At 53.9% G+C, this 23,303-nt stretch carries 20 protein-coding genes and 1 tRNA gene; 16 read left to right on the forward strand and 5 right to left on the reverse strand.

Translation table 11 applies throughout. The annotated features are described in order from the left end of the window. Positions 1 to 218: 218 nt before the first annotated feature. Positions 219 to 1,550 (forward strand): DUF5692 family protein, encoded by a 1,332-nt coding sequence (locus tag Q0V70_RS00165; protein ID WP_297587054.1) that lies wholly within the window; start codon positions 219 to 221, stop codon positions 1,548 to 1,550. Positions 1,551 to 1,744: 194 nt separating this feature from the next. Beyond that, positions 1,745 to 2,653, forward strand: coding sequence for a type IIL restriction-modification enzyme MmeI (locus Q0V70_RS00170; protein ID WP_297587056.1), 909 nt, complete (start codon positions 1,745 to 1,747; stop codon positions 2,651 to 2,653). Between the two features lie 99 nt (positions 2,654 to 2,752). On the opposite strand, the gene Q0V70_RS00175 is transcribed toward Q0V70_RS00170, so the two are convergent. Next, a complete protein-coding gene (locus Q0V70_RS00175; RefSeq protein WP_297587059.1) occupies positions 2,753 to 4,156 on the reverse strand; it encodes a sensor histidine kinase KdpD in 1,404 nt (467 codons plus the stop codon). Between the two features lies 1 nt (position 4,157). Next, entirely contained in the window at positions 4,158 to 4,943 is a 786-nt protein-coding gene (locus Q0V70_RS00180; protein WP_297587062.1) for a response regulator transcription factor, read from the reverse strand. A gap of 128 nt (positions 4,944 to 5,071) precedes the next feature. Between Q0V70_RS00180 and Q0V70_RS00185 the strand changes: the two genes are divergently transcribed. The 4 genes from Q0V70_RS00185 to Q0V70_RS00200 all read left to right on the forward strand — a co-directional run bounded on the left by Q0V70_RS00185 (position 5,072) and on the right by Q0V70_RS00200 (position 7,811). Then, positions 5,072 to 5,854: an ABC transporter ATP-binding protein gene (locus Q0V70_RS00185; protein ID WP_297587063.1), complete on the forward strand. Its 783-nt coding sequence runs from the start codon at positions 5,072 to 5,074 to the stop codon at positions 5,852 to 5,854. After that, positions 5,851 to 6,576 (forward strand): ABC transporter permease, encoded by a 726-nt coding sequence (locus Q0V70_RS00190; RefSeq protein WP_297587065.1) that lies wholly within the window; start codon positions 5,851 to 5,853, stop codon positions 6,574 to 6,576. The genes Q0V70_RS00185 and Q0V70_RS00190 overlap by 4 nt, the downstream gene beginning before the upstream one ends. An 11-nt stretch (positions 6,577 to 6,587) precedes the next feature. Beyond that, positions 6,588 to 7,352: an ABC transporter permease gene (locus tag Q0V70_RS00195; RefSeq protein WP_297587067.1), complete on the forward strand. Its 765-nt coding sequence runs from the start codon at positions 6,588 to 6,590 to the stop codon at positions 7,350 to 7,352. A 246-nt stretch (positions 7,353 to 7,598) separates the two neighbouring features. Continuing rightward, entirely contained in the window at positions 7,599 to 7,811 is a 213-nt protein-coding gene (locus tag Q0V70_RS00200) for a molybdopterin-binding protein (RefSeq protein ID WP_282922196.1), read from the forward strand. A 365-nt stretch (positions 7,812 to 8,176) separates the two neighbouring features. Here Q0V70_RS00200 and Q0V70_RS00205 read toward each other — a convergent pair. Then, a tRNA-Lys gene (locus Q0V70_RS00205) sits at positions 8,177 to 8,249 on the reverse strand. Between the two features lie 251 nt (positions 8,250 to 8,500). Here Q0V70_RS00205 and Q0V70_RS00210 point away from each other — a divergent pair. The 3 genes from Q0V70_RS00210 to Q0V70_RS00220 all read left to right on the forward strand — a co-directional run bounded on the left by Q0V70_RS00210 (position 8,501) and on the right by Q0V70_RS00220 (position 12,830). Further along, a complete protein-coding gene (locus Q0V70_RS00210; RefSeq protein ID WP_297587069.1) occupies positions 8,501 to 9,136 on the forward strand; it encodes a hypothetical protein in 636 nt (211 codons plus the stop codon). 96 nt (positions 9,137 to 9,232) lie between these two features. Then, positions 9,233 to 11,719: an RNA degradosome polyphosphate kinase gene (locus tag Q0V70_RS00215; RefSeq protein ID WP_297587071.1), complete on the forward strand. Its 2,487-nt coding sequence runs from the start codon at positions 9,233 to 9,235 to the stop codon at positions 11,717 to 11,719. Between the two features lie 121 nt (positions 11,720 to 11,840). Then, positions 11,841 to 12,830 (forward strand): NUDIX domain-containing protein, encoded by a 990-nt coding sequence (locus Q0V70_RS00220; RefSeq protein ID WP_297587074.1) that lies wholly within the window; start codon positions 11,841 to 11,843, stop codon positions 12,828 to 12,830. A gap of 74 nt (positions 12,831 to 12,904) precedes the next feature. Here Q0V70_RS00220 and Q0V70_RS00225 read toward each other — a convergent pair whose 3' ends face one another. After that, positions 12,905 to 13,939, reverse strand: coding sequence for an inorganic phosphate transporter (locus Q0V70_RS00225; protein ID WP_297587077.1), 1,035 nt, complete (start codon positions 13,937 to 13,939; stop codon positions 12,905 to 12,907). Positions 13,940 to 13,951: 12 nt separating this feature from the next. Continuing rightward, positions 13,952 to 14,572 (reverse strand): DUF47 domain-containing protein, encoded by a 621-nt coding sequence (locus tag Q0V70_RS00230; protein WP_297587080.1) that lies wholly within the window; start codon positions 14,570 to 14,572, stop codon positions 13,952 to 13,954. 450 nt (positions 14,573 to 15,022) lie between these two features. On the opposite strand from Q0V70_RS00230, the gene Q0V70_RS00235 reads away from it, so the two are divergent. From Q0V70_RS00235 to Q0V70_RS00265, 7 genes are all read left to right on the forward strand, one after another. Then, entirely contained in the window at positions 15,023 to 15,973 is a 951-nt protein-coding gene (locus tag Q0V70_RS00235; protein ID WP_297587082.1) for a beta-carotene 15,15'-monooxygenase, read from the forward strand. A 48-nt stretch (positions 15,974 to 16,021) separates the two neighbouring features. Next, positions 16,022 to 17,125, forward strand: a complete 1,104-nt coding sequence (locus tag Q0V70_RS00240; RefSeq protein WP_297587084.1) for a folate-binding protein YgfZ — start codon at positions 16,022 to 16,024, stop codon at positions 17,123 to 17,125. A 1-nt stretch (position 17,126) separates the two neighbouring features. After that, entirely contained in the window at positions 17,127 to 17,483 is a 357-nt protein-coding gene (locus tag Q0V70_RS00245; protein WP_297587086.1) for a DUF2516 family protein, read from the forward strand. A 49-nt stretch (positions 17,484 to 17,532) separates the two neighbouring features. Then, on the forward strand, positions 17,533 to 18,015 hold the full coding sequence (gene dtd, locus Q0V70_RS00250; RefSeq protein ID WP_297587088.1) for a D-aminoacyl-tRNA deacylase: 483 nt from the start codon (positions 17,533 to 17,535) through the stop codon (positions 18,013 to 18,015). A 77-nt stretch (positions 18,016 to 18,092) separates the two neighbouring features. Next, positions 18,093 to 20,747 carry an ATP-dependent Clp protease ATP-binding subunit gene (locus Q0V70_RS00255; protein WP_297587090.1) on the forward strand — a complete coding sequence of 885 codons (2,655 nt, stop codon included), beginning with the start codon at positions 18,093 to 18,095 and terminating at the stop codon, positions 20,745 to 20,747. Positions 20,748 to 20,926: 179 nt separating this feature from the next. After that, positions 20,927 to 21,427, forward strand: a complete 501-nt coding sequence (locus tag Q0V70_RS00260; protein ID WP_297587093.1) for an RNA polymerase sigma factor — start codon at positions 20,927 to 20,929, stop codon at positions 21,425 to 21,427. Between the two features lie 155 nt (positions 21,428 to 21,582). Continuing rightward, a complete protein-coding gene (locus Q0V70_RS00265) occupies positions 21,583 to 23,226 on the forward strand; it encodes a hypothetical protein (protein WP_297587095.1) in 1,644 nt (547 codons plus the stop codon). Positions 23,227 to 23,303 lie beyond the last annotated feature (77 nt).

A 23,303-nucleotide genomic window follows, 5' to 3' on the forward strand; every position in this document is an offset into this window, starting at 1 on the left:
TCACCGAGAGGACGAAGCTGACAGATTTTTTTAAAAGAATTCGCTCTGGGGACATACCGAGTACGAACACCTATTGAGAGGAAACTAACACACTATTGTGAAAAATGTGCCCGTTTTGGTTGAGAAATTTATAAAACCACATTTCAGGACCAACGTCCTAATAAAAACATTGAATAGTGGTTCTACACTATAAGCCAATAAACAGCTACAAAGGAGCAGTGGTGAATACCTTTCTAGGATTGTGGGAAATCGGAACTCCGCGAGTCTATTTGTTCTGGATCGTGGTTTTGCTGGCACAGATTGCGATAGCGGAGATAAACCGTCGCTGGAACTGGACGATTTTCGTCCTGTGGACTGTGGGGGGAATTGCGGTCATGCCCTATGTGATTGCCCACGGCATTCCCATGGTGGGGTGGTTCCCCTTTGGAAAATTCACCATCATGGTCTTAACCGCGACCATGACCGGATTCCTGCTGTTCTACGGGAAACGTCATCCGCTCAAGGCACACCGCTATGCTTTCTGGTTCGGGCTCGCGCTGTGGATTGGGCTGGCGGTAAACATCATGGAAGCCAATATCCGCGATGTCACCATATTCCTGCAAGCCAGCGAATACTATTCCTGTGCCGCTGATTGGCAGTGCCTGCAGGCTATCGACCAAGCGCACAGCATACCCATGATTCCGGGACTGCCCGAAACTCGCGGCGTTGCGGCGGCAGTGGGAACCGAGGCGTGGTATCAGGCGGTGGCTGCCAACTTTGCCCAAGCCCACATCGGTATCGATCCCGCAACCGGATTCCGCACCATCGGGGGGTACTGGAACTTGCTTTCGGCGCTGGCGGGCGTGCTCAACATCATCACCATCACCGGCCTCGGCAAGATTGCCATCACCTCAAATCCGAAGCAAAAGGTTAAGGGACTCATCTGGGTGGATATGGTGTGGCCCTGGATTATCGCCTACGACCTGTGGAATCACGCTTTCCTGTACAACTCGCTGGCTGATTACACCTGGTACTGTACGTTCGCCCTGTTGCTGGCCTGTACCATTCCCGCTTTCACGTGGGCAAAAGGTCAGTGGATTTGGTTTAGGTGTTTCACACTCATGTTCTGGATTGCGGCGAACAACATCCTGCCCGAATTGCTGGTGCAACCCTCCGGGATGTTCAACTACGCGACGATGAACCCGGTGGCCAACATCGTGTGTGCCTGGCTGGCGCTGATTTCCAATGTGGCTCTGTTTGGCTACTGGCTGTACAAAATCATCGGACAGAAACGCAATCCGATTACCGGAGTTCTGTTCTGTGAACTCGGGGCGTTCCGCAAGGTCATGCTGACCCACTTTGACAATAAAGACAAGTACTTCATCGTCGACCAAATCCCGCAAACCCCCATGGAGCTGGGCTTTAAGCCAGACACCTTGGTTCCCCCGGATGACGGCTGGTTGGGTATCATGCCGTGGTGGCGTCAGGACAAACGTTACTTGGGCAAGCCGCATACCCCTCTTAGTGCTGACCCGGTCGTACAAGCGCGCCTGGAAGAGAAGTCGCGCTAGGCTCTGTCTGGCCTGGTGACACCGCCGGGGGTACCGCGTCTCGGAGCTTGGTGGGGTCCTGCTCTGTTTCTCTAAGCAACGAAGTTGCTAAGAGAAACTACGAGCACCCACAGGCTCCTTCGCCGGGTGACGCGGCGGCGCGCGACACGGCACCGAGACGCACCAGGCGGGGAGGCGTGGGGGTGCGACGTGTGGTGAGTCGCTTGAACGGATACCTCGCGGATGCGCCGGATGCGTTCTTGGAGCGCCAGATGAAACCGCTGTGTGACGTGCCGGAAATGTCAAAGGGATTTCAGCCCACTGACAATGGATTTCTGCTGCTGTCACCCGAAGAACGCGCGGCACTGCTGGCGGTCGAGCCTGGCGCCGAGCGCTGGGTGCGGAAGTTTTCCATGGGAGCGGAGTTCGTCAGGGATGAGGATCGTTACTGTTTGTGGCTGGAGGGTATTACCCCTAATGAACTGGCTGCTTTACCGAAACCGCGTTTACGAGTGGAATCCTGCCGAGCTTGGCGTCTGGCGCAGGTAAAGACTGGAGACGCCTACAAACTTGCCGACCGACCGCATCTGTTGCACCCGTGCGGAAAATTCCAGGATGGCACCTATATCGGGGTGCCGAAGGTGTCCTCTGAGCGTCGTGATTATATTCCGATGGGCTTTGTCACTGACGGCATGATTCCCGGCGACAAGCTGTATTTCGTGCCGACCGACTCACTTTATATTTTCGGAGTTTTGGTTTCGCGGGCGCATAATGCCTGGATGCGCGCGGTTGCCGGTCGGCTAAAAAGCGATTACAGCTACGGCAACACGACGGTGTATAACAATCTGGTGTGGCCCGATGCTGCTCCCGCCGAGCGCGAGCGCATCGAGCAAACCGCGCAGGGGATTTTAGAGGCGCGTTCTCACTATCCGGATGCCTCCCTCGCCACACTCTATGACCCCGACTTGATGCCAGCGGAGCTGAGGGTGGCACACCGCGAAAACGACCGCGCGGTCGAGTCAGCCTACGGTCTGCCGACTGAGAGTGATGAGGCAGCCATCGTCTCGCACCTCTTTGCTCTCTATGCCGCCAAAACCCGCAGTACGCCTGGAAAGTGCGGATGACATGCCTGCTGCTTGCCCGGTGGGATGGTGATGGTGCCGGAACACAAATGAAACCAAAGTGGGTGCCGAGTAGCGAATAGTGAAAGTAGGGGAGGGGCACTAAATAGTCTGTTGCGGTATTGATAGAGTCACCTTTAAGCCGCCATGTGTGCTGGGGCTTATCGTGAGCGTTCCTTTATGGGCGTCGATAATCTGTCGCACGATGAGCAGTCCTAAGCCATGTCGCTGTTCACCGGTGCTGGTGTCACAAATCATATAATGCAGAGTATGGTTGAGCTGTTCTAATTCTGGAGCGGAAACGCCTATTCCGTCATCCTCGACGCAGATAATGCAATTATTGTGTTGCGCAGAGACGGATACGTATATCGTGCAGCCATTTTCGTTATGGGAGATGCTGTTATAGAGCAGATTTGAGAGGGCTCGTTGCAGTAAATCCTGGTCTACATTGACATTGCAAGAGGCTAGATTTTCGTCAGTGAGCCATTTTATCGAAAATCCATCTGGCAGATTCATATTTATGAAATCTACGACTGTCTGTCGAACGATGGCAACAACATTGTGCGGTTGAATCATCAGTGGTTGCATATTGTAATCGAGCTTGGATGCGAGATTGAGGTCTCGGATTAAGTTCTTCATTCGTTCACTTTGTTTGATAATCATCGTCACTTTTTTACGGTCTGGAACCGAAAGCTGGGGTGAATTTTCTAACTGACCAGCGAAGCCCATAACCATCGAGAGCGGGGTCCGGATATCGTGGGAAACCCCGGCAATCCAGTTCGCCCTAGCGGTTTCTTTCCTTCTCAACTGTTCTTTTTGCTGCTGCAATATGTCAGAAGCAGAGTTGATGTTTGCGGCTAGTTCCGAAAGGACTCCAGTCTCAGGGATAGAGACACTCTCTCCCTTGGAAAGCTGTTGTATGCCCTTGGTGATTGGGTTGACGGACTTGAGGAACTTGGTGTTAGCAGTTAGATAAATTCCGAGGATCAACAGAATGTTGATAGATAATATGCTCAGGAGGATTTGCGGAAAGTTAGAAATGAAACTGTAGTTCCAGCTCGGTTGGGAATGTTTCCAAAAACTATGATGTGGAAATCCGACTACAACCACGCCATGATTATTTCTGCCGGTGTAGGTAGGGTAGCCGTCAAGATACCCGGTGCTCAAATCAGCTATATCTGACAATGTGTAAGAATTTGGAATGGCTTGAGGAGTGTTTGGGGTTCTCCAGATGACTTTTAATGTCTCGTTATCTATTAAAAACGCCCACGCTCTCGCCTCGGTTAATTTTGTGGACATGCTATCTGATAAGGCATATTCCCCGTGAGGAGAAACCTGTAAGGCTTTTCCAGTCGCCCGGGCGATGGTGTAGGGGGAGGCATCTTCACTGGGGGCGTAGTTTGCTACGAGTACGACAAACGCAATAATGTTCAGTAAAATTATGAGTACAGAGCTGAGCAGAAAAATGCTTATGAACCGGTGTATGAGCTTCGGTACGCTTTTCATGCTACTTCTCCTCTAGAATCAACTTGTAGCCCAGTCCCCTTACCGTGACCAAGGAAACGGGCTGTGAAGGATAACGTTCTATTTTCTCCCTGATGCGCCGTATGTGCGCCATCAAGGAATTTTCGTACCCAAAGGGATTGGTACCCCAGGCGGCTTCACATAATGCTTCAATCGTTACGATACGACCGGCGTTCCGGTATAGGGCGGAGAGGATGTCATGTTCTTTAGCAGTCAGGGGGATACGTTCATTATCCTTTATTACTTCAGCCGAGGAAAAATCAATCTGACTATTTCTCAGTGTCACTATGGGATTTTCTCCGCGGTAGCTTCTCCTTAGTATAGCCATGATGCGAAACGTTAACTCTTTAGGGTGAAATGGCTTTACGATATAGTCATCTGCACCTAAACTAAACCCCTTAAACCTATCTTCATCCTCACCACATGCGGTGAGCAGCAAAATAGGGCAATCGGCACATTGCTTTAATTTGTTCATTAACCCAAAGCCGGTGCCATCGGGAAGCATCACATCGATGATTGCTAATTCGGGTGTTACCTTCTGAGCCACTTCGAGGGCTTCTTTCACGCATCTAGCCGTAGTAATTTGGCGAAAGCCGGATTCGTTGAGAATTGACAAAACCATGTCTAACAGTTCTTGCTCGTCATCAACGAGGAGTATGTGCTTGTCCTGTAAATAAACATCCTGATTCATGGTCACGCCTCCTGAGCACCTATTCTGCACGTCATCGTATCCCTGCCATTTGTGTGAGATACCGGAATCTGGTGGCATTAGCTCCAAGTAAACGATACTCGGCTGCCGAGTTCATGGTGGGGAAGCGGGGCGTCCGGATCTAAAAAGTAAGGTAAATGTAAGGTAGAGAGAATTTTGCCGTAAGGACAGGGCGCTATGGTAAAACCATGGACGAAAAAATTGCTCATGACTATATTGTTGCTACGGAACAGTTAACAAAAAAGTACAAATCATTTGTTGCTGTTGACACCGTGTCACTGCATATTCGGAAAGGAAGTATTTACGGTTTCCTGGGTCCGAATGGGGCAGGTAAATCTACTACCATGAAGATGCTTTTAGGCCTCACGTCTCCCAGCGGGGGCACCTTTACGATAGATGGAAAAATGTTTCCTGGGGACCGTATATCCATACTGAAAGAAATCGGATCATTCATTGAGTCTCCGTCTTTCTATGCAAATCTGACCGGTAAGGAGAACCTTGAAATTATTCGCCGCATTTTGGGATTACCGAAAGGTGCAGTTGATGATGCGTTAGATTTGGTCGGGCTGTCCGAGTTCGGTGACCGTTTGGCAAAAAAGTATTCCCTTGGCATGAAGCAGCGGTTAGGGCTGGCTGGAGCGTTGCTCGGCAGACCCCCGATTTTGATTTTGGATGAGCCGACAAATGGTCTAGATCCGTCGGGAATACACGAAATCCGAAATCTGATAAAGTCACTGCCAGATTTATATGATTGCACGGTCCTGATTTCATCTCATATGCTCTCTGAAATTGAGTTGATGGCGGATGACATCGGAATACTTAACCACGGTCGCATGCTGTTTGAAGGAAGTCTGGCCGAATTGCGAAAGTATGCCGTGAAATCCGGTTACGCTACAGACAATTTGGAGGAAATGTTCTTGTCCATGATTGAAACCGACAATGAGCGCCGGAAGCAGAGGGCAAAACTATGACAGCACTGGCAATTGAACTTAAGAAATGCAAAAGGACGGGTTTTCTCCCCCTGATGCTGGCAGTGGGTATTTTGGGTGCCGCCTACGCGCTTCTAAATTTCACTTTACGCAAAGAAACATTATTGAGTCTGCCCCTCGCCCCGATGGATATCCTGTTAACCCAGCTTTATGGCATGATTATGGTATTAAATATGTTCGGTCTGATTGCTGCAGCCTGCATCATATACAATGTGGAATTTAAAGGAAATGCGGTAAAGAAATTGTATATGCTTCCAGTCAGTGTCACTGCGGTATATGTGAGCAAATTTACCATTATGAGCATCCTTTTCGCGATAGCTGTTTGCCTGCAAAACTGGGCACTTGCAGCTATTGGAGCGATTGATTTGCCCACCGGTGCATTCGACCTCGGAATCCTGATTTCGTTCGCAGGCTATTCATTTCTCACCTCGTTGCCCGTTCTGTCCTTTATGCTATTTGTTTCGTCAAGAATTAAAAATGTATGGATCACTCTCGGAATTGGGGTGGTGGGATTTCTGAGTGGGATGGCTTTGGCAACTTCAGACATAGCCCTAAGCCTGGTGTCACCCTTTGTGGTCATGCTCAAACCCGCTGTCGCGATGAGCGCCCAACCGGATACAGTGGTAGTACTCGTATCCCTGATAGAAACCATTCTGTTTTTCGCAGCCGGACTCTGGTGTGTTCGTCATCTGCGTTATGAATAGGGGAAATTACAATGAATTTTTCGGAATTGCTCAAAATCGAATTTTTGAAAATAAAACGCAGCCACATTACCCTTTTGCTCTTTATAGCCCCGTTGCTCGTCGTTAGCTCCGGTGTGGCAAGCCTTCGTAGCTATTTATCGCCTGAGTATTCTAACGCTTGGGCAGCGATGTTCATCCAAAGTGCATTAATCTATTCCTATTATCTGCTCCCATTGAGTATGATTGTAGTATGTGTGATGATTGCGGGTCGCGAAACAGACCATAATGGAATACTAAAAATGTTGGCACTTCCCATTAGCCGCTATGCTCTCTCAGCTGCAAAATTTTGCGTGTTGCTCGCTTATTTGCTTCTGGAAATGGTCGTGTTCATGGCTTGTTTCGTAATCGCCGGATGGATGGCGACCTTTAGTATGGGAATTCAAGAATCGCTCCCTCTCGTGTTTCTATTAAAATGGTGCGGCGCGCTTTTCCTGACCATGATTCCCAGCTTAACGATTATGTGGGCGATTACGGTAGTGTTTGACAAGTTGTTTTTATCTATTGGTATAAATATACTTCTGGTCATACCAGGCATCCTCATAGCAAACACACCACTATGGTTGCTCTATCCCTATTGCTACAGCGGGTATCTGGTTTCACTCTCTCTCCACAGCGATACGATACTCACCATCGGTACAGGATTTACCCTCTGGCCATTTTTGCCCATTGCCGTTCTCATTACAGCGATTATGTGGTTCATTGCACTCACGCAGTTTGGGAAAAAAGAAATGCGCTGAACGACAGGTAAGGGTTACGCTCGGGATGCGAGAAATTTTCACCAATATGCGCCGGTCGCTATGTCCCCGACAGATCCATCCTCTCGACAGACCCGCCGAGCAGCACCAGAGGCTTAAAGTGCTGTATTTGCAAGCAAATGCGGAGATAGTGCCATGATAAAATGGGGTGGATCCAGGGGTGTATTGCCTGGAAGTTGATGGAGTCCCGCAGATGGCTGGAACAGAGACAATAGAAGAGGTATGAACATGAAAATTTCTGCACGTAACCAGTTCAAGGGCAAGGTAAAGAACATTGAACGCGGCGCAGTCAATTCAATCGTGGAGATTGAAGTTGCACCTGGGGTTTGCTTCGCGGCGTCCATTACCAACACTTCGGTTGATAATCTGGGACTTTCTGAAGGCTCAGATGCCTACGCCATCGTGAAAGCATCTTCTGTAATGGTGGGCGTCGACGCTTAATCTTGGTTCGAGGGTAATCGTGTAGTAAATCGGTGATTAAATCGGGGTTGCTGGTCTATATGGCCACCTACCTCCGTTTAATCACCGATTAGAAACGTTCACTGACGAGACACCGGCAAAATGAGGCACAAATGTTGCTGATTGCCTGAATTCTGGGGTGCAGGTAGGCCCAGAGTGACTTTTTCTGTTTGGTGCTTCGGCTAAAACGGCACATCGGTGCCGTTTTTTAACGCCTTCGCGCTGTAACGCGCTGGCTCACGCAGCCTGCGGCTGCTGCCAGCGCGCGACTGCGTCGAGGGTTCGAGTCCCCAGAACCGTGTTAAATGTTTGAGTGGGATGGGCAAAGCCCATCCCACTCAAACAAGTAGGCCCAGAGGGACTCGAACCCTCGACCCACGGATTAAAAGTCCGCTGCTCTACCAACTGAGCTATAGGCCCGTAGGAAAGATTATAGGTAAAAAGTCTGCGTAACGACAACTGAGCGGCTGGTTCATTCTGGAACTCAGGCCCAGCAACGGATTGTCCCGTATTCCGGCCTTAACTTGCGGCTTTGGTGCGGGCTCTGCAACTGTCAGTGGGGTTCGTCATATTATCAGCAGTTAGGTCAAGTCCGCAGGGAAGTATTACCAAGTCCACACAAAATCCCGGGTGAACGGGGATAATTAAGGTGAATCAAACAGGGAGGAACCATGGAAACCAGGAAACCGCGACGCCCGGCCATAATCGAACCAGAAACCTTGGAATACTTGGAAGGCGAGGAAGACCCGGCGCTGTCCAGCGAATCAGCTCACACCTCGGCCCGGATATTGGTGAAATCCCCCAATGGGGAGTGGTCTGATCCCGATCCAGAAACCAAGGAACGCCTGTTGAAACATATGCAGGATAACGGCGTAGACGAACTGGCTGAGCTGTGGTCGCGTTCCCCGGTCAATACTTTGCCGGGGGTTTTATGGCGGCTTTTGTTGATAGACCAATGGGTGAAACGTTACCCGGAAGGCGTGAATACCCGCTTTAAGCAGGGTTTAAATTCGCCGCGACTGTCTGATCACCTTGATATCGAAGGGGCTCATTCCTTGGATTTTCCAGTGTGGAAAAAACAGCTGGGACAAATCCTGGGAGGCAGTTTCGTCGGTAATTTCGCCGATTTCCTGGATACTTCCCAAGCTGTGCTACGGGTGCTGGCAGCCAGTGAATCGGTCTGGATGAAGGAAAATCCTCAGGACGTGCTGGCCAACGCGGTAACTCTGCGGGACAACGCTTTGTTGGCTACCGCCGATGAACTGCTAGATGCGGCGACAATGTATCGCGAAGGCCGTTTGGATTGACGACTGCGCCACTCGCCGCATCTAGCGGCGGGACAAAAACCCGTGCAACCAGGCAATACTTGAGCAAAATTAACGAAAAATTTGAGGGGACATAAGGTGTCTGAGAACCACGAAAACCAAGAAATGCAGGAAAAAAATGGGACAGGAGTTCCGACTCCTCCTTCCTGGCCCGGGGAAGTAAAGAAATCCCTTTTCGAGGGAGCTACCGCCGAGGAAATGTTCCCGAAAAAAGATCTCAACGCAGGTGGTTCCCAAGAATACGATGACGCGGACTTCACGGAACCGGACACACACCGAGAGGAACAACTGCCCGAACATCTGCCTGACCCGGTGGTGATTGCCCGTGCGGATGCCTTGGGCTCGAAGGTCAAAAAGAACAAATCGTCAAAGAAATCCGACCACAAGCCTCTGGCGCTTAAGAAAGAAGACGGACTGACCCCCGACGGGTTGCCGAAGCTACCCAAAGGACGTTTCGCCGACCGGGAACTGTCCTGGCTGGCCTTTAACCAACGCGTGTTTGAACAGGCCCAAGACCCGCGCCTGCACCTGTTGGAGCGGGCGTGGTTCTTAACTATCTATTGTTCCAACTTGGACGAGTTCTATATGGTGCGTGTCGCGGGTCTGAAGCGCCGCATCGCCGCTGGGTTCGCGACAGTGTCCGCTTCGGGGTTGACGCCGCGTCAGCTGGAGGGCGAAATCAGCCGTCGCTCTCATGAGATGACCGGTAACGTCTACCGTTATTTCCAAGACGAGATTCGCCCGGCCTTGGATAAAGCTGGTTTGGTCATCACCGACTGGGATAGCCTGAACGAAACCCATCACGAAATCCTGCACCGCTATTTCCGCAACCAGGTGTTTCCTATCCTGTCGCCGCTGGCAGTAGACCCATCGCACCCTTTCCCCTACATCACTGGACTGTCGCTGAACCTGGCGATAATTGTGCGCAACCCCAACACCGGAAAAGAACACTTTGCCCGGATTAAGGTGCCGCCCATCCTGCCTCGCTTCGTGGCAGTGACCGAAAACGGCGTCGAAAATGACCCCTCCAGCGTGATTCTGGCGGGAGAAAAGGTCCATTTCGTGCCTATCGAACAGATTATTTCTGCGCACCTGGACCATTTGTTCCCCGGTATGGAAATTAAAGAAGCCCACGAGTTCAGGGTGACTCGTAACGAAGATTTGGAAGTCGAGGAGGATGATGCGGAAAATATTTTGACCGCAATGGAATCTGAACTCGCGAAACGGCGTTTCGGGCCGGCGGTACGTCTGGAAGTGGCGGAATCCATGCCGGCGTTCCTGCTGGATTTTCTAAAAGAAAACCTCGAAATCGGGACTTCTGACGTGTTCCGGCTCCCCGCGCCGCTGGACTTACGCGGTCTCAACGACCTGCATGATCTGGATATTCCCCAACTCAAATATCCTCCCTATGTTCCCGTGACCCCGGCCGGGCTGGCCGAAAAAGAATCATCGAAAACCGCGGATATTTTCAGCTCTATTCGTAATCACGATGTGCTGATACATCTTCCGTATGATTCTTTCGCCACCTCGGTGCAGCAATTTATCGTGCAGGCGGCTCAAGATCCGAACGTTTTGGCAATCAAACAGACCTTGTACCGAACTTCGGGCGATTCCCCGATTGTTCAGGCCCTGATTGACGCGGCTCGCGCTGGTAAACAGGTCGTGGCCATCGTCGAGATTAAAGCGCGTTTCGATGAGGAAGCCAATATCGGCTGGGCTCGCAAGATGGAACGCGCTGGGGTTCACGTGGTTTATGGCCTGGTCGGGCTCAAGACGCACTGTAAGCTGTGTTTGGTGGTGCGTCAGGAACCCGATGGGCTGCATCGCTACTGCCACGTTGGCACCGGCAACTATCACCCCAAGACAGCTCGCGGGTACGAGGATTTGGGTTTGCTGACCGACGACCGCGAGGTTGCCCAGGATCTGACGCGTTTGTTCAATCAGCTCAGCGGATACGCGCCGCGTTCGTCTTTCCACCGTCTGCTGGTTGCGCCCCGCTCCATTCGTGATGGCTTGATTGAGCGAATTAACCGCGAAATTGCTAACAAGAAAGCGGGCAAGAAAGCGGGAATCCTGTTCAAAATAAACTCGATTGTCGACGAACGTATGACGGATGCGCTCTATCGGGCTTCCCAAGCGGGGGTTCCGGTGATGATTCAGGTCCGCGGAATTTGTTCCATTAAGCCAGGTATCCCCGGCCTCAGCGATAACATTCGGGTCGTTTCTATCTTGGGACGATTCCTGGAGCATTCGCGAGTCTACGCGTTTAAGAACGATGGGGATCCGGAAGTCTGGATTGGGTCTGCGGACCTGATGCACCGCAACTTGGATCGCCGCGTCGAGGCGCTGGTGAAAATTGTGGACCCGGAACAGATTCAATATTTGGTTGATTTGGTCAAACACGGCATGGCAGACACTACCGCTTCGTGGCGGTTGATGCCCGACCAGCAGTGGGTGCGGGTCAATACGAATGAGGCTGGGTTGCGTCTGGAGGACATCCAGGAAACCTTGATGAGCCGCGCCTCCTCTCGCGTAGCGGGACGTGGCGGCGTCTCCCGGCATTGAGGTCGACGTGCCGCGGTATTCGAGTTGTGAAGTAATGAGTCAGGCTAGACCGTGTCGGAGCGGTACGGAAAAGCCCGGTTGGTAGTGTTCACAGAGTTGGGTACATAGAAAAGGGAAGTGAATGAGCAAAGTTTTAGCAGCCGGCGGGGTGGTTTGGCGCGGTGGGGAAGTACGTCCTGCCTTGGAAGGGACACCCACCCAAACCCCTTATGAATTTTTAGTCGTCCACCGCCCAAAGTACGACGATTGGTCCCTGCCGAAAGGAAAACTAGAACCCGGCGAACTGCTACCTGCCTGTGCGGTACGTGAAATTGCCGAGGAGACGGGAGTGCAGGTATGCCTGGGCCCCCAGCTTGGGGTCACGACTTACCCGGTGGAGGGTGCCGAGAAACAGGTGACGTACTGGTTGGCTCAGGTGCGCCACAGCGCGGCGATACTGGCCCGCCCCTATGCGGAACCGGCCTCGCCGCACGAGATAAACGAAACCCGGTGGGTCGACCAGGCCCAGGCGCAGGAGCTTTTGACTCAAGAATACGACCGCAATCTGGTAGCCCACGCGGAGCAATGTCTGTCGCAGGGGTGGTGTGACTCGACTCCAGTTATGTTGGTTCGCCACGGAAAAGCCAAGAATCGACTGAAGTGGAAGACCGATGATTCGCTGCGTCCCTTGAAAAAACGCGGTAAGCATCAGGCCGCGGCGTTGGCCTCCACCTTGAGCGCATTCGGGATTTCTCGGCTGTTCTGTTCGCCGTGGAAACGTTGCGAGCAAACGGTACGCCCCTACTTGAAAGCCAGCGGGATTAGGTGTGAATATCCGGATGTGTTGAGCGAGGATGGCTTTGCCGCCAATCCTTATGGCGGGTTGGAACTGTTGCGTACACAGCTCAAGGCAACGCTGACGGAAGGCCCAACTGCCCTGTGCTCCCATGCCCCCGTCCTGATTCCGCTGATTCGGGCTTTGGGCAACGACTTCTTAGAAGAAACCCTGGTGCCCCTGGAAACCGGGGAATCCTTGATTGTTCACGTAATCTCAGACGCCGAGGGCAGCCCAAAGCTCATTGCCGCCGAGCGCGCGGGAGCCGAACCACCTGCCGGTTACGTGCTGGATTAATGTGATTTTTCGGTAATCACAAGTTTATTCGGCCGGTTTTTCGAGTTCTCTCGGTTGTCGGTGGGTGGCGCTGCCTAAATCCGGAACAAGAATTCCAACAGGGTGTAGACCGCGGCTGCTACCGCGGCGGCGGCGGGGAGAGTCAGAACCCAGGCCACCACAATGTTTCCGGCTGTTCCCCAGCGCACTGCGGAAAGCCTGCGGGTCGCACCCACCCCCATGATGGCGGTGGTTACGGTATGAGTGGTGGAAATCGGAGCGTGCCAAATAAACGCCGTGAAGTACAGCACTCCCGCAGCAACCGTCTCGGAGACAAAACCATTGGCCGGATCGACGTGAATCACGCGCGAACCCAAGGTTTTCATGATGCGAAACCCGCCTACGAAAGTGCCGGCCGCAATGGCCATAGCCGCCGCGAACTTGACCCACAGCGGAATGGGGTCGTCCAAGTCGACGTGACCGGAAGCTACCAGAGCAATGAAAATAACCCCCATGGTCTTTTGGGCATCCTGCAAACCGTGACCCAGGGCTAGAGCCGCGGAGGAAAACTTTTGACCAGCCCGGAATTTACGCATGGTTCGGCGGTAAGCCAGGTTCTTCATAGCCACCATGACCAGGCTCATTAGCACATACGCAAACGTGAAACCGATGAGCGGGGAAACCACCATCGGAATCAAGACGTGAGAAGTAATCGTCGCCCAGTTCACCGTGACGCCCGCAGCTAAACCTGCTCCCGCCAAGCCGCCAATCAGTGCGTGAGAGGACGAGGAAGGTAATCCGAAATACCAGGTGATAATGTTCCAACAAATGGCCCCAATCAAGCCACCAAGAATAATCAACAGGCCGTGGGCTCTTTCAGCGTGGGAAACTGCCGTAGCATATCCAGACATATCGATGATTCCAGACCCGATGGTCTTCGCCACTTCAGTTCCCAGCAGAGATCCCACCAGGTTCATAACCGCGGCCATAGCCAAGGCGGTGCGTGGTTCCCAAGCTCGTGTGGAAATTGCGGTGGCGATAGCGTTGGCAGCATCGTGAAAACCGTTGGTGAAATCGAAGGTAACTGCGATAATAACGACGCAAACAACCAGTACCAGAGAAATGTCCATCTAGGAGAACCCTCAAGATTCTTTAATCGCGATGCCTTCGACCAGAGCAGCCAGATGCTCGAACGCATCGCAGGCATCCTCCAGCCGCTCGGTGACGTCTTTTAGTTTGATGACCGCTATCGGGTCTGGATTATTATTCACAATGTCGGACAGGCAGTGCATATACACCTGGTCGGCTTGGTTCTCTAAGCGGTTGACTTCCACCCAGTATTCGCGCAGCTCGTCCAAAGTTTTCAGGCGGGGCATAGCTTGGGCTGTAACCGCGGCACACTTTTGGAGGATGGCCGCCTGCTTGTGCAGGCACTCGGGGATTTCATGCAGCTGGTAGACCACGATGAGGTTTCCAGCTTCATCAATCAAATCCATGCAATCATCGAGTCGGTAAGCCAGTTCGCTGAGGTCGTCACGATCCAGAGGGGTGACAAAAGTCTGGTTTATTTTATTCATGAACGCGTGGGTCAAATCATCGGAGGAATTCTCAACCGCGTGCAAGTCGTTGCGCTCTGCGTCGCGCTGTGCGGGGGGGAGAGCCATCAACTTTGCCAAGATGTCGGTACCTTCAATCAAGTTGCCGGCAATTTCGGTGAGCTGCTCGAAAAATCTCTCGTCTTTGGCGCGATGGAACAGACCCATTTTTCACCCTTCTTTGTGATGGATTTGGCAAATTTGGGGACTATTGAGAACCGGTTTTAACAGTTCTGGCAGAGTCCGTTTTGTCAGCCTTAATTACTTTATCCGTTCGGAGCCTTCATTGTAAAAACGGCGTAAATTATGGAGCAATGTGCGCGGCGCTGAGGGCATCGACTGGAGCTTTGTCAGGTTAAAGGGGAGTTAAAGAGAAATTTAATTTAAATCTAGAGACAAGGTTTCGCGGGTGTGGTAACTTAAATATAAGACATCGATGTCCGTAGAAGCCCCGGGCTCCATATACTGCCGCTACGAGCGGCCTTCGCGCCGACAGGCGCTTTACGGTTTCGGTGTCGTTGAAGGCTCCGCTCGTCGGAGCCTTCAAAGTTTAACCCTCTCGGAACACGTAATCCGGTCAGTTCCTGAGAGTTCCCCAACTTATGAGAGAATCGGAACATGACTTCCCAGCCCAACGCGGAGATGTCGAATCCTTCGCTGACCGATACGGTAAAAATTACGCGCCGCGTGCGGCGGGAGGAACATCAGGCAGAAAAGATTGAAAAGCTACCGAAAGTTCCTGAGTCCCTGATAGGGCGCGTTATCTGTGCCCATCCCGAGATTATTACCGCCCTGGCCGCTTTGGGAATGTCCCTGATTTTTTTGCTTCCTTCTGATTGTTTGACCGTAGCTGCGGCCATCGCAGTGGTATGTTTTGCTTACGGCTGGGCGCATTTGGCCCATCTACCCGCCCCGCGAGCCTCTTTCATTCTGCTGACCGTATTCGGGGTGTTGGCTTTGTTGTCGGGAAGAATCTTTGGAGATTTTTCGATAGTGGCAGAAGTCGTGGGATTAGGAGTCCTTGGTGCCTTCATCGCGGAAATGGTGCGTCACCCCCGGGAGGACTTGCTGAACTCAGTTGCGGGCAACGTGGCGGGAATCCTCATCGTTTCCACTGCCGGGGCTTGGGTCATGCTCGAGACAGAAACGCTGTGGTACTTCCTCTTGGTGCCCGGAGCAGTCACTCTCATCGGAGGATGCATCGGGATGGCGATGAGCGCTAACTGGCAGTTGAAATGGAGAGTTTTTACGGGAATTCTGTTCTCGGTAATTTTCGGTTTGGCAGCCGGGGCCGCCATCCTTGTGATGGAAGGAACCTCCCGGGATCAGCTGGTGCTTTTCGCTGGAGGCCACCTTCCCAGCCTGACCGTGGCCCTGGTTTCCGGCCTGCTGTTGGGAGTGGTGTTTGGAATCGCGTTCGCGTCATTGACCGCGCTTTTCAGCGGAGACTTGGCTCCGTCAACAGTTTCGGCCGCGGTGAGCCAGGCTTTCATTCCCGTTCTGGCGGCATCCGTTCCGCTATACATTCTGGCGCGGCTCTTAGTGGGGCAGGGCCCTACACTTGCTTGAGGGATTGTTTCTCACGTCAGCGTCCAAAGTGGTGAACAGGGGGTAAGAATGCAGGTCACCTATCCGAGTATCGACCGGACCTGGCCGGGAACGGCGATAGAGGCGGGCTGGAATCACGGCACAGAACTGCTCAAAGGCCGTGGCTACGCCGCTATTCCTCTGGGAGTGCTAAAAGTCTCCGGGCCGGATCGCTGGGCTTGGCTGAACTCTATCAGCACCCAGGACTTTTCTAACTGGGAACCTGCCTCGCCGCGCGAAGCCCTCATCCTCGACCCGACCGGACACGTCGAGCTGAGTTTTTTCGCAGTCGATGATGACAGCGCCGTATGGATTTTGACTGAAGAACCGGATGGTGCCGCCGAGTTTTTCCAGTCGATGCGGTTTCGTTCCCGTGTTGAAATTGTCGATGTGAGCGCAGACTTTGCCGTCTTGGGCTATCTGAACACTGGCGATGCTACCTCCCCAGCGGCCCTGTTCTGGAGCGAGCATTCCGCTGTGACCTGGACTGATCCGTGGCCAGGTCCGGTGGGAAACACAACTACTTTCACCACAGCGGGCACCAGCCATCCGGGAGACGACCCCGCAGCCCCGCACCGTAAACTGGCGGTAGTTTCGCGTCTAGACCTGCCCAAGTTCGAGGCCAAAGCGGCCGTGAGCGGTCTGGTGAAAGCGGACTTGGGTGCTTGGGAAGCCGTGAGAATTGCCCTGTGGCGCCCTCGCCTGGGCCGGGAAGGCAAACCGGGAACCCTCCCTCATGAGTTGGATTGGCTGCGTGTCGCCGTCAGTTTGCAAAAGGGTTGCTATCCCGGTCAAGAAACCGTGGCGAAACTAACCAACCGGGGACGTCCTCCGCGCCGACTCACGTTTCTGGACCTAGATGGGTCACGCGAGGAATTGCCAGCCATAGGTTCCCCTCTCACTTTGGAGTCTGACGGTTGCGAAGTTGGGGTGCTGACCTCGGTGGCGTACCACCCCACGGACGGGCAAATCGGTCTGGGTTTGGTCAAACGTCAGGTTGACCCTGCGGAAATGCTGCTGGTGGAAGGAATGCGTGCCGCCCCAAGCATCATCGTGGATCCGAGCGGGGAAAACCCGCGCCGCCTGGATGACAGCCAACTGGGCGGCTTACTGGGCTTGAAAGCGAGGAAATAAAATGTCGAATGTTTTCGCGGCCATCAACTCGGTGCAAACGTTACTGGTGCTGGGATTGGTCCTGGTTGTGGTGGGAATGAGCCTGTATGCCTTGATACACGCCCTGACTACCCCCGCCCAGGCTTTTCCAACGGAAGGTAAACGAACTCGCAACTTTTGGGCTTTACTGAACCTACTGGCGCTGGTGATTTCCTTTCTGGGGCTGACGCCTAACGGTTTCGTAGGCTTGTTCGGAGTGATGATGGCTCTGATTATTCCCGCGGTTTACCTGGCAGATGTGCGTCCCGCCGTGGCTTCGTGGCGCCGGCGGGGCAAGAACTCGCGAGGAACAGGCCAACGTCCCCCTACGCCCTGGTGAACTCGGAACAGACCGACCAAAACGGCACAGAATAGGAGAGTGAAAACTCATGCGGGCAGTGATTCAACGTGTTACAGACGCAAAATGCGCGGTTAACGGTGAGGTTACCGGCGAATTTGTCGGACCTGGACTGGTGGTGCTGCTGGGGGTCACGCATACCGACGGTACGGCACAGGTCGAAAAGATGGCGCGCAAGATTGCGAATCTGCGTATTTTTGACGCCCCGGGGGCTTACGATTCGACCGGCGGGTCTGAGAAACTGGCACAAGCGCGTGGTGCGGAAGTTTCTGCGCTTCAGCTGGGTCTGCCGGTGCTGTTGATTAGCCAATTCACGCTCTACGGAGACGCTCGCAAGGGCAATCGTCCCTCGTGGGTGGCAGCGGCACCGGGAGAGGCCGCTCAACCCCTGGTCGATGCGGTGGGGGCAGCGTTGCAGGCTCAAGGTATACGGGTAGAACGGGGAATTTTCGGGGCAGACATGAAAGTTAGTTTCACCAACGACGGGCCTTTCACGATTCTGTTGGAAGTGTGAATTAGCCGGTAGTGAACACGGTCGCGTTTTCACGACGCGGGGGCATAAATTGGTTACGAGTGTAAAAGGGAGTGCGTATGTTTGAAAGATTTACCGACCGAGCCCGCCGGGTTGTGGTGTTAGCCCAAGACGAAGCCCGCCGGCTGAACCAAAACTACATCGGCACGGAACACCTGCTACTGGGTTTGATTCACGAAGGCGACGGTATTGCGGCGCGGGCATTGGAAACGATGGGTATCTCGCTGGAGGCCGTGCGCGCTCAGGTCATTGAGATTATCGGTGAAGGTGAGCAGCCTACCACCGGCCACATTCCCTTTACGCCGCGCGCCCGCAAGGTGCTGGAATTTTCTATGCGTGAGGCCCTGCAGCTGGGACACAACTACATCGGTACCGAGCATATCCTGCTGGGGCTGTTGCGGGAAGGCGACGGGGTCGCCGCCCAAGTCCTCATTAAACTCGGCGCTGATTTGAACAATGTGCGCCAGACTGTCATTGAACTGCTGTCCGGTTACCAAGGCAGCCAGCCTCAACAGAGCGGTCGCGACACGGTGGGTGTCGGCGGCGGACGAGCGGATAACCCCAACGCGGGGGGCAACTCGGCGATTTTGGACCAGTTCGGACGCAACCTCACCCAGGCTGCGCGCGAGTCCAAACTTGACCCGGTCATCGGGCGGACCAAGGAAATGGAACGCGTCATGCAAATCCTGTCCCGGCGCACCAAGAACAATCCGGTCTTGGTGGGCGAACCCGGGGTGGGTAAAACCGCCGTGGTGGAAGGACTGGCTCAGGGTATTGTCCGCGGCGACGTCCCGGAAACCTTGAAAGATAAACAGCTTTATTCCTTGGATATGGGCTCCTTGGTGGCGGGCTCGCGCTACCGCGGCGACTTCGAAGAACGTCTCAAGAAGGTACTGAAGGAAATCCGCACCCGTGGGGACATCATCTTGTTCATCGATGAGATTCATACCCTGGTCGGTGCGGGGGCGGCAGAAGGCGCGATTGATGCTGCCTCGATTCTGAAGCCCATGCTGGCGCGTGGCGAGCTGCAGACTATCGGTGCTACCACCATTGAAGAGTACCGCAAGTACATCGAAAAGGACTCGGCTCTGGAACGACGTTTCCAGCCGGTGAAAGTCGAAGAACCCAGTGTGGAAGAAACCGTTGCCATCCTCAAGGGGTTGCGGGATCGTTACGAGTCCCACCACCGGGTCATGATTACTGATGCGGCCCTCGCTGCCGCAGCTCAGCTCGCTGACCGTTACGTTTCTGACAGGTTTTTGCCGGATAAGGCGATTGACCTGGTTGACGAAGCTGGGGCGCGCCTACGTATCAAGCGGATGACGGCACCCCCCGAACTGAAAGAAGTTGACGAGAAAATCGCCAAGGCCCGTCAAGCGAAAGAAGCCGCTATTGACGCGCAAGATTTCGAAAAGGCTGCCCAGCTGCGTGACGAAGAAAAGAATCTGACGGAAGAACGCGCGGCTAAGGAATCCCAGTGGCGCCAAGGTGAAGACACCTCCGAGTCGGTGGTTGACGAAGAACAAATCGCCGAGGTTTTGGCGATGGCCACCGGTATTCCGGTGTTCAAACTCACTCAGGCAGAATCCTCGAAACTGCTGCGGATGGAGGACGAGCTGCACAAGCGCATCATCGGTCAGGACGAAGCGGTCAAGGCTGTGTCCCAGTCCATTCGCCGCACCCGCGCTGGTCTGAAAGACCCAAAGCGTCCCGGCGGATCGTTTGTGTTCGCCGGCCCGACCGGGGTGGGCAAAACCGAGCTCGCCAAGGCACTGGCAGAATTCCTCTTTGGAGACGAGAACGCCCTGGTACAGCTGGATATGTCCGAGTTCTCGGAAAAGCATACGGCTTCCCGACTGTTCGGTTCGCCTCCGGGCTATGTCGGCTATGACGAGGGCGGTCAGCTCACCGAAAAGGTGCGCCGCAAACCCTTCAGCGTAGTGCTATTCGATGAAGTGGAGAAGGCCCACCCGGATATCTTTAACAGCTTGCTGCAGGTGTTGGAGGAGGGCCACCTCACCGATTCACAAGGTCGCCTGGTCGACTTTAAGAACACCATCATCATCATGACCACGAACCTCGGCACTCGCGAAATCAACAAGGGGGTGCTGACCGGTTTCCAGGCCAGCGGTGAACTGTCCACGGACTATCAGCGGATGAAGGGCAAGGTTCAGGAAGAACTGAAACAGCACTTCCGGCCCGAATTTCTCAACCGTGTGGATGAAATCGTGGTGTTCCCGCAACTTGAAAAGGGCGAGATTCTCCAGATTGTTGATCTAATGGTCGCCAAGCTCGACGACCGGATGTTGGATCAGGGTATGGCTTTGCAGCTGACACCCTCGGCGCGAGCTCTGTTGGCGCACAAGGGCTTTGACAAGACGTTGGGGGCGCGTCCGTTACGTCGGGCCGTGCAGCGCGAAATTGAGGATGTCCTGTCTGAAAAGATTTTGTTCTCTGAACTGCGTGAAGGCCAGACCGTCACGGTCGATGTCGAGCCTAGGTTCATCAAGCACGAATCTGCGGACAAGCTCAACGGGACGGATTGGGAGTTCACCGACGACGCCGAGTTCAAGTTTACCGGTGAGGACGGTCTGCCCGAGGGCCGGGCGCAACAGCGCCGCAAGCTCGAGGATGTGACCGCGGCGACGATTCGGGAGGCCGAACTAGCGGCTAAGGAAGCGGAAGAATCCCCGGATAGGGAACCAGCTTCGTAAACGCCTCGATACCAACACGCGGGTCCGCCCCGGCGGGCCCGCGAAGCATTTATCTCCAACGCCAGGCCAGAGTCTTTTCAGATTGAAACTTGTGATGGGTTCCTGGATGAGGGCGTTACGGGGTATATTCGTATGAGTTAACTATTTGATTGTGCAGCGTCAAGGGAGAGGCCGAACGTATGTCCACCGCTATCCACGATGAACAGTGGTTTGAGCGGGTATTTGCGGAACACAGCACGGCCATAGTTCGATTCCTCTATAGACGCGGAGCCTATAGCGATGCTGAGGACCTCGCTGCCGAAGTCTTTACCGTGATGTGGAAGAAGAAAACCGAGGTTCCCGATGGAGCCGAACTGCCCTGGCTGTACAAAACCGCCGGCTTAACCTTGGCTAACTGGTACCGCAAAAAGAAGTCCCTGCCGATGGGTGATAACCAGGAAAACTTGGATTCAACCGATTATTCCGACCCGTCTCAACTCGTCGTGGAGAATCAGGAAATGCGAGCTGCCCTGCTGAATCTCAGCGAACGCGACCGCGAGATTATCTTGGCGGTCGCGTGGGAAGGGTTGAGCGGAGTTGCCTTAGCGCAGTACCTGGGAGTGAGCCGTTCGGCCGCGGATGCAGCCTTGTCTCGGGCACGGAAACGGCTGGAGGAAGCAATTGAAAAAAATACTTCTTAAAAAAGTGTAAGAAACGCCAGGCCAGTTACATGTATATGTTGCAAGGTCGAAACTGCGCCGGGCCTGAGGACGGTTTCGACCAGCCAATCTTGAATAAATGAGAACGACAAAATACGGTAATCGCAACGATTATCGCCCAGAAGAAGGACAGGGAAGTGGACAACCACGAAAACGAGATGAGCGGGCTGGAGGCTCTGCGCTCACTCGACCCTGCCCGGAATCTGTCCGTCAATTTGGATTCTTTGCGCGCTAAGGTTGCTGCGCAAATGGAGTCCGAAGGCCTGGCCTTTGAGTCTCAGCCGCCCACGCATGTGGTTCCGGTGGAAGCGGTGGATGCCCAGGCCCCGGTGGCGGAAGTTGTTTCTTTGGCGGTACGGCGTCACACCTTGGCAGTGCGGCGCAACTGGCTGGTTGGTTTGAGCGCGGCCGCGGCTGCGACAGTGGTAGGTTTCACCGGGTGGAGCGTGCTTTCCCCTGGTGAACCGGGTGAATTGCCCAATCAAGACGACGGTGTCGTGGTTACGGATGGGCCGCTTATTATCGCCGCAGGTTCTGGGACTGTGATTCCCGGAGCCAGTCAGCGTTTGGAACACATCGGTGATGTTGAGTTCGTAGCGACGGGCAATTTTTCCACAGTTCCTACCAAAGCCCCGATTTCACGGGTCGGCAAAGGTGCCAAAGTATCCGCTGGTCAAGTCCAAAAAGTTGCAGACTCTTTGGGGATGAGAGGTTCCGTTAAAAAGAGCGGTGCCGGGTTCACGGTTACTGACACCAAAGGTGCGACCTTGACGGTCACCGTGGGCCAGCTGACCTCTTTGAGCTTTGATAATCCCTCCGCGGTGCGGATGGAATGCGTGCCGGTGAAACCTGGAGACGGCACTGTCGAGCTACCGAATCCCGACGCGACCAAGAATCCCTCGGGTAACGCAACTCCGAACCCCAATAACCCTGCTACCCCGAGTACCCCTAGTACTCCCAGTACCACCCCTTCGGAACCTAGTGACCCGATTGAGCTCACCCCGACACCGACACCGAAATGGACCCCAACTCCGACTGAAACTCCGACGGAGACGGTTCCGCCGGCCGTGCGTCCTGATGGACCGGAACCGAGCCACCCGAACACAGTGGGGGCTCCGCGTAACGTGGAAACCTCTGATACTGCCAACTTGCTGGGGACGGCTGTCGAAGTCGGGCAACTGCAGGTATTGCTGATTGTGACTGAAACTACGGATTCTTCCGGGTCTTCCCCAGTGGAGTCCGTTGAGCCCCAATCGACCCAAAATCCTTCACCCGGCCCGACACCCTGTGTCATGAAAGTGGTGGGCAACGCGCCCTCTTCTGAGACAGCCATTGCCCAAGTCGAGAAGGTGGCGGCTTCCCTAGGTGCTACCGTGATGAGCCATGCGGCAGGAACCAGCCAGAAAGATGGTCTGACCACGGTGAGCATCCCGGTTAAGATGCCCGGTCAGGCACAAGCCCAAAACTGGAAAGCCGTGGTTTCAGAAACCGGAGTGGCTTCGATTCGCGCCAATCTGGGTAAGGAAACGAAGATTGGTGAGTACAAGGTCATTTCTGAGGCTCAGGCAGTGCAGCGCCTCAACGATCCGAAGTATGGTCCTTTGGATGTACGCAACCAAAAGGGTTTGCCAGCCAAGATTGACGGCAAAATCGACTTGGTGAGTGCCCGACTGATTAGTCAGCCAGTAAAGCAAAAGGACGGTTCCATCCTGGACATGCCGGTCTATCTATTGACTGACGCTCAGGGGCGGGTCTGGACCGTCTTGGCGGTAGCGGAATAAGCCCGTTCAAAAACTTTTATATTTGTTCCTTTCAATCAAGCAGGTTCCTCGCCCGTTTTCGCGGGAGGGGAACCTGC

This window comes from uncultured Mobiluncus sp. (assembly GCF_947087965.1).
Taxonomy (GTDB): domain Bacteria; phylum Actinomycetota; class Actinomycetes; order Actinomycetales; family Actinomycetaceae; genus Mobiluncus.